Genomic DNA, 6,724 nt, shown 5'->3' on the forward strand with positions numbered 1-6,724 from the left:
AACGCGTGCGAACAGATCAGCTCCCGGCTCGCGGAGGTTGCTGCCCGCACGCTGAACATTCACCCGGACGACGTCAGGTTCGCCAGTGGCCAGGTGACCGGCATCGGGTTCCACGACCGCGATATTGCCTTTACGGATCTGGTCCGCGATGCATACTTTCAGCGCGTTCAACTGTGGGCCGCGGGGTACTACCGGACCGAGGGGCTGCACTGGGACAGCTCGCGGATGCAGGGGGAGCCGTTCAAGTACTTCAGTTATGGGGCCGCGGTCGCCGAGGTGGAAGTGGATGGCTTCACCGGCGCGTACCGTCAGCTGCGTACGGACATAGTGCACGACGTCGGCGACAGCCTGTCACCGCTGGTGGACATTGGCCAGATTGAGGGCGGATTTGTGCAGGGCGCGGGCTGGTTGACCTTGGAGGAGATGCGTTGGGACGAATCTTCCGGCGACTCCCGCGGGCGGATCACCACCGCGTCCGCGAGCACCTACAAACTGCCAAGCTTCTCCGAGATGCCGGAGGAGTTCAATGTGCACCTGTTTGAGCGCGCCACGGAAAGCGGAGTCGTTTACGGGTCAAAAGCGGTGGGTGAGCCGCCGTTAATGCTGGCGTTTAGTGTTCGGGAAGCTCTGCGGGAAGCTGTCGCCGCGTTTGGGCCGGGTGGTGTTTCCGTCGAGCTGGGGAGCCCGGCCACGCCGGAGGCCGTGTACTGGGCGATCGAGGGCGCGCGGGGCGCGTCGTCGTCATCTTCCGCGAACGACGACGACGCGCGGCTGGCCGCTGTCCCCGTATCCGCCGTCGGACGTTGACATGGACTGGCTGGGAGCTCTCCAGGATCTGCGATCGGCTGGCTTGCCCGGTGTCCTGACCACGGTGACAGAGGTGCGGGGGCATGCGCCGCGGGAGGCCGGAGCAAAGATGCTGGTCGGTGCCGATGCAACGTGGGGGAGCGTTGGTGGCGGCAACTTGGAAGCGACGGTGGTGGACCGTGCACGGGCCATGATGGCTGAGGGTATCGCCGTCCTGGAGAGCGCGGAATTTTCGCTGAGCGAGCACGCGGTAACGCAGCATGGACGGCAATGCTGTGGAGGGAAGGTCCGCGTTCTCCTTGAGCCATTTCTGTCCCGGCCCACTGTGGCGGTGTTCGGCGTCGGGCACGTTGGGTTTGAGCTGGGCCGAATCCTGTGCCGGTTGCCCCTTCACCTGTACCTGGTGGACAGCCGGGCGGAGCAGGTTTCCGTGGATCGTCTGGCTGAGGTGACCGCTGGTGTAGCCGAAGTCCATCCTGTCCACACCCCGGTCCCCGATTCTGCGTTGGCGGAGCTTCCGCCGGGCTCGCACGTGTACATCATGAGCCACGATCACGCTGAGGACTTTCTGCTCTGCGACGCTGCCCTGCGCAGGGGAGATCTGGCGTCCGTTGGCCTGATCGGTTCCAGCGCCAAGTGGTCCAGGTTCCGTCAGAAACTGCTGGCCGAAGGGCACGCCGTGGCGGCAATCGACGGAATCAAATGCCCGATCGGCCTCCCGGGTATCGCCGGCAAGGCTCCAGCGGTGATCGCGATCAGCGTGGCGGCAGAGGTGTTGAGGGCCCTTCCGTCCGGGACTCCACAGGGGGCCAGCCAGGAGAAATTCGTGCGGTCACTGGCGGACATGGGCTAATCAATCCCGCAGCTCAAAATCCAGGTCAAGGCTCTTTGTACTCGTCAGCTCGCGCCAGGCAGCGGCCGTCTCAGCGGATGGCAGGGCGGTGGCGATCGGCATCCGGTCAAAGCCCATTAGCTGGGTCAGGTCCAGCCCGGTAAGAGCGGCAATGTCCCGGATGGGTACCTGGAAAGTGCGGAACGGGCCTAGCGGGGGAGCTTCTTCGACGCTGCCGGGTAGGGGAAGATCCGGCAGATCGCCGAGCTGTGGAGTCTGATCCACCACATATCCGGTTGCGGCCAGCGCACCGTCAACGAGGAAGACAGCAACCTTGAAGTACTGGAGCGGGATTTCCGTGCCCCGGTACACCGGGTCGATGTCGCTGAAGATCGGCCCTGTAAATACAATCAACCGCCGCCCGTAGTCTGCTGCATTTTCGAGCAGGTAGGACTCCAGACCGAGCCACAGCTCAAGACTCTGATTGAACATCGCCGCCTGCGGGGCTGCATTTGTGTAGAAAAACGTGTCCTCGTTCGCCTGCGCTGCCTCGGCACGAGTACTGCCCCAGACCGCTGACGCGCGGCGCACCAAATGTCCGCGGTCAATGTCGTTACGGGCATAGAGACGTTCACCGGTTTGCAGAGTCTCGGTCAGCCTTGGATCGAGCCGCCAGTTGATGCCGGACCGGTCCAGATTCATGAGTCTTCCGCCGTCAATGCCGAGCCCTGTGATGGCCGCCAGGCGTTTGTCCAAACGCATCAGGACCGAAAAGTGCGTGTACGGCAGTAGAGCCGTTTCGGCGCCGTCGAAGGTAGGTAACGATACGTTGAGTCCAAGAAACTGCTCGTCGAAACCTGTGCGATCAGAAAGGTCGTTGGCTGTGAGGGATTGTGGTTCAGGCAGGGATGTATCCATCTGCGGAACGTACCACCACAAGAAGGCTCACCGGTTAACGTGTCGTTACGCGGTCCATCCGGGTGGCGTGAGCGGTTCCCGATATCTTCTCCCACGACACCACGACACCACGACACCACGGCGCGACCGATCGGCTTCGGGCTCGCTTTCGGGGTGCTCGTGGACGCGTTTCTCGTGCGGATGACCATCGTGCCCGCCGCCATGCATCTACTCGGCCGATCCGCGTGGTGGCTCCCGCGCTGGCTCGACAGGATTCTGCCCGATGTCGATGTAGAGGGTGCAACCCTCAGGGATGCCGCAGCCGGGAGGGAAGAGGTTCCCACAGACCGGGTGCCTGCGCCAACACCCTCGCGTTCATGAGCAGTGGGAATGAGTACGACGGCGGCTGCCACGCTGGCGAGGGTGAAACTTGCATCCGCGACGCTAGACACTGTGGCCAAGCCCCTGCCGTCGTTCCTTCAAAGTGTCGGTGGCCATTGGGTAAAGAGCGCAATTCTTGTGCCTAGAAGTTTGCTTGAAACTTCACCACACCATTCCGAAATCTTGAAGTTTCGTTCCTAGGCTGAAGTACACAGATCAAACCAGGGGGAACTGGCAATGAATGGATCAATGAGGTGCCTCGCACAGACTTGCGGGCGGGTATGGAGCGTTCAAACGAAGAGCGCTGAGCGCATCGTTGCGCAGAACCACGCACAGCTGAATCCCGGCCATCAAACCAGCACAACGTGGGCGGAACCGGCAGTTTCATCCCGCGGTACCGCTGCATCCGGACAGCAGAGACGTGCAGGCGGGTTTGCCTTCGACGGACAGGGAGCCGTACGCGGATGGAACAACTTTCAGGCGCGGGCCTGACTCTCAGCCGGAGTCGGGGTGGTTGGGTCCGTGACTTGGCGAGGCAGCAGCCGTTCTCCCTTGCAGGGGCGTCGGCCACCGACGCGCTGGCCATATCCACGACCGAACACCACTAATCATCCCCGGGGAGCTACAGGCCGACTGGCTGGATCCTCGCATCACCGGCAAGGCCGACGTCCAGGGACTCATCGACGCGATACCCGAAGCTCACCTGGTGCCCCGCGTCGTGGGCAAGGAAGTCGGTTCGGTGCGCAACAACGGACCGCAGCTGATCAATCCCGCTGAATAGAATCGTTAGGCGCAGGTTTCCTCGCCCGTCGAAAGAAGTAGGGAGAATGATGCACGGTTTCGAATTGAATGAACACATCGCAAGGTCACCAGCGGAAGTCTTCGAGGTGCTGTCGAATCCGACCCACGCAACAGAGTTTCTCGACAACATCAAGGAGTGCAAGCAACTCACCGATGGACCGATCGCAGTGGGAACCAAGTTTCGGCAGACCCGTGTCGTGAATGGCAAAGAGGCCAGCGCGGACCTGCTCGTGAGCGTCTACCAACCGAACACGCACGTCGGCATCAGTACCGAGGCGGAAGGCATCGAAGTGGCGTATCACTGTCACCTGTCGCCTGAAGACAACGGCACGCGGCTGACCTGGATCTGCGAACTTGAGGCGAGCGGGCTGCGCAAGATGATGCTCCCCATTGTCGCCGCCATCATGAGGAAAGAAGACGGGAACCACCTGCAGCAATTCAAGACATACCTCGAGGCGAAATGAATGACCTTCCGCGCGCCGGATCCGCCAGGGCGAGATCGGCTGGCGGCGGTCCGCCGACCGAGGCACGCGCCTCGATCTCGGACACCGCGGGTTGCTGCGCAGGGGTATAGCGGAGTGCACGGTTAGGGGCCGTCTCACGGTACTTCGACTGCTCCTGCTGCGGTGAACCACGGTTGGTCGACCTTAGGATCGGCAAGCCCGTCGTATGTTGACCAGAAGTCGGCCATGGACCGGGGCTGACCTAGAAGCAGAGCTTCAAGGTACAGAAGGTGTGTATGCCAACCGGGTAGGTAACTTATCGCCGGGTTCCCGAGCCCATTGTGCGACAACAGCAAGCGAGTTGCATCACCGTCTGGGGTGAGCACAGTCCGGACATGCGAGAGTGGTTAGGTTAGAGCATCTGCTCCTAGAACCGGCCTGACTGTTCACCTGGGGTCAGCTCCTCGGGCCGAACTTCGGCGGTCACTGGGACTTGATCCGTCCGCCGTCCTTCGAGGAACTTGAGCCGGATGAAACAGCCTGCCCTGCAGCGTGACCGGCTTCGGGGTCTCGCTTCCCGGACTCTGAGCCATCAGACTGTCCTAATGGATTGGACGCGTGCTAAGGACTGGCTGATCGGTGCTACTGGGATGGTCCTCGTCCTGGGGGTCGCGGTTGCGATCCTCTGGTGGGTGGTGAGCGATCCGGCCGGCGGGGTCGAGGCAGGGCCTGTGCCGTCGCCGACGGTGGGCGCTGAGGGCCCGCCGAACACAGAGCCTCCCGCCGACCTGCGCGAGGACGAGGTGTGGTTCGCCGACCTTGCGCTAGATGCTGGGACAGTGGTGACCGCGGGCTCGATGCTCCGCGATGTCCGGGCCGTCGGGCAGGACGTGGTCACGGGGCCGGACGGGTTGGTCGCTCAGCGGCTCGCCGTGGACGCGACCGTGCCGTTCGGGGTTGTCACCGACGAGCTCGGTGACGGGACCGTGGTCCGCGCCGCCGACGGCGGCCAGGCCATGGTGATTCGCACCGTCGAGGCACTGGGCCGCGAACTGCGCGTCGTCGCCACCGGCACAGTCGAGGTCGAGGCTGGCAGGCTTGTTATCGAGCCACGCTCGATCGACGTTGGTGGGCCGGACTTCCTCTCCGACGCCATCGCCGCCGTCGTGCGCAGGCTCGTGACCATCGAGCACGACATCGAGGGCCTGCCCGACGGCCTCGTACTTCAGGACGTCACCGTCCAGGGCGACGGCTTCCGTGCAAACCTCCGGGGCGAAGACGTCAAGCTCGTCCCGTAACTCCACCCGCCCTGTGCGGCTAGTGCACCTCCAACTGGCCGCTTCTCAGCGCAGCCACCACGGCCGCCTACCCTGTTGCGCTACCGTCACCCGGACGGGCCGTGCGTTCTGGAAACGTGGCGTGCCCATTTGCCGATGGCCAGCCGCATCCGCAGATCCTGCAAAGCTATACAGGGAACTGCATGACGCTGAGCGACCCTGAACGAGGTCGTTCTGGCGGCGTTCTTGGTGGTGCGTAAGAGCGTGCTCCACCGGGACACTTCAAAGTGACCCGGTTTTCCCGAGCGACTCCCCTACGAAATGAGACGGTGGATGGGGTCCCCAATCTGGGGCCACTCAGGAGTGCCCGGGGGGGGTAACGGGGGGGTGAATTCACTGACGCCGTCGGAGGGAGCATTGGCCGAGCATCTTCTTCATCTACGATCCCCGAAGCCTCGATGTCTCGCGTAAGTTGGACACCACGAGCAAGATATAGGGAGTCATTAGCCGGAGATTTCAGTCTCCGCTCGCTACCGACGTTCGGCACCGGGCTCAGGTTGAGGTTTACTCGATTGGGAGTAGATATGACATCGCAGATGGTTAGACCAACGATAATCTTAGCTCTCGTGGCAGCCTTGGGGGCGCTGAGCCTTACTGGATGCTCTTGGTTCGACTCGAATGAGCCGTTTGTTGCTCAGGTGGAGACTGGCCCTCAGGGCCAAGTTCTGCTTGTGAATCCTTTCGCGAAGGGTCAGTTGGAGATGCAGGCCGGAATCGTGGGTTCCCTGACAGTGAACTCCGATAATTGCGTTGTGACCGTCGATGAGCAGGGCATCGAGTGGGCCGTGCTGCTCCCCCAAGGTGCATCGTTCCAAGACGACGATCCGCTGTCCGTCAAAGTCGATGACATGGTCCTCGAACTTGGTTCATCGGCTACATTCGGCGGTGGAATGGTGGAAGCCGAACGCAACGACACGCTGATCCGAAACGTACCCGAGGCTTGTCAGAGCGAGCAGACATTTCAAGTTCAGCGTATCGAGGACGCCCCATAAGACGATCCGTGACCGCGACAGCAGCAGGGACTATCGAATTCATAATTTTAGGTGGCCAGTTTTGCGTAGACGACGTAGTTGTCGTCGAATTCGCCGGTGTCCGGGTCGTATCCGTCGCAGGTGATCAGGCGCAGTTGGGATCCTTCGGTGTTGCCGTATACCGTCTGGGTGGGAAACGCATCCTTGGCGTATTGTTCGCCGCGATCGACAACGAAGGTTGCTGTGGTGCCGTCT

The 6,724-nt window shown here is 62.2% G+C and carries 8 protein-coding genes and 1 pseudogene; 7 read left to right on the top strand and 2 right to left on the bottom strand.

Annotated elements, in window-relative coordinates:
* Both Y708_RS28385 and xdhC read left to right on the top strand, forming a co-directional pair.
* The coding region (locus tag Y708_RS28385) for a molybdopterin cofactor-binding domain-containing protein (RefSeq protein ID WP_155853827.1) at positions 1-807 on the top strand (807 nt) is incomplete at its 5' end.
* A gap of 1 nt (position 808) precedes the next feature.
* On the top strand, positions 809-1,660 hold the full coding sequence (gene xdhC / locus Y708_RS24485) for a xanthine dehydrogenase accessory protein XdhC (RefSeq protein WP_051478925.1): 852 nt from the start codon (positions 809-811) through the stop codon (positions 1,658-1,660).
* On the opposite strand, the gene Y708_RS0111380 is transcribed toward xdhC, so the two are convergent.
* Complete coding sequence (locus Y708_RS0111380) at positions 1,661-2,557, bottom strand: DNA/RNA non-specific endonuclease (protein WP_028280031.1); 897 nt, start codon at positions 2,555-2,557, stop codon at positions 1,661-1,663.
* Between the two features lie 123 nt (positions 2,558-2,680).
* Here Y708_RS0111380 and Y708_RS28390 point away from each other — a divergent pair.
* The 5 genes and pseudogenes from Y708_RS28390 to Y708_RS0111400 all read left to right on the top strand — a co-directional run.
* Positions 2,681-2,917, top strand: a pseudogene (locus Y708_RS28390) (hypothetical protein); the annotation flags it as partial.
* A gap of 586 nt (positions 2,918-3,503) precedes the next feature.
* Positions 3,504-3,698, top strand: a complete 195-nt coding sequence (locus Y708_RS28395; protein WP_155853828.1) for an SOS response-associated peptidase family protein — start codon at positions 3,504-3,506, stop codon at positions 3,696-3,698.
* Between the two features lie 46 nt (positions 3,699-3,744).
* The gene (locus Y708_RS0111390) at positions 3,745-4,182 is read left to right on the top strand and encodes an SRPBCC family protein (protein WP_081746716.1); all 438 of its coding nucleotides are present in this window, start codon (positions 3,745-3,747) and stop codon (positions 4,180-4,182) included.
* Between the two features lie 584 nt (positions 4,183-4,766).
* The gene (locus Y708_RS0111395; protein WP_028280034.1) at positions 4,767-5,459 is read left to right on the top strand and encodes an LmeA family phospholipid-binding protein; all 693 of its coding nucleotides are present in this window, start codon (positions 4,767-4,769) and stop codon (positions 5,457-5,459) included.
* A gap of 710 nt (positions 5,460-6,169) precedes the next feature.
* Positions 6,170-6,490 carry a hypothetical protein gene (locus tag Y708_RS0111400; protein ID WP_155853826.1) on the top strand — a complete coding sequence of 107 codons (321 nt, stop codon included), beginning with the start codon at positions 6,170-6,172 and terminating at the stop codon, positions 6,488-6,490.
* Positions 6,491-6,537: 47 nt separating this feature from the next.
* Here the strand turns inward: Y708_RS0111400 and Y708_RS0111405 are convergent.
* Positions 6,538-6,724 (bottom strand): sortase domain-containing protein (locus tag Y708_RS0111405; protein WP_028280036.1); only part of this gene is annotated, 187 nt, incomplete at its 5' end.

The sequence above is a fragment of the Arthrobacter sp. H5 genome (genome assembly GCF_000520595.1).
Lineage (GTDB): Bacteria > Actinomycetota > Actinomycetes > Actinomycetales > Micrococcaceae > Arthrobacter_D.

Coding starts and splice junctions, on each gene's coding strand:
- Y708_RS0111390 (WP_081746716.1), top strand. CDS start 3,745: ATGATGCACGGTTTCGAATTGAATGAACACATCGCAAGGTCACCAGCG.
- Y708_RS0111395 (WP_028280034.1), top strand. CDS start 4,767: ATGGATTGGACGCGTGCTAAGGACTGGCTGATCGGTGCTACTGGGATG.
- xdhC (WP_051478925.1), top strand. CDS start 809: ATGGACTGGCTGGGAGCTCTCCAGGATCTGCGATCGGCTGGCTTGCCC.
- Y708_RS0111380 (WP_028280031.1), bottom strand. CDS start 2,557: ATGGATACATCCCTGCCTGAACCACAATCCCTCACAGCCAACGACCTT.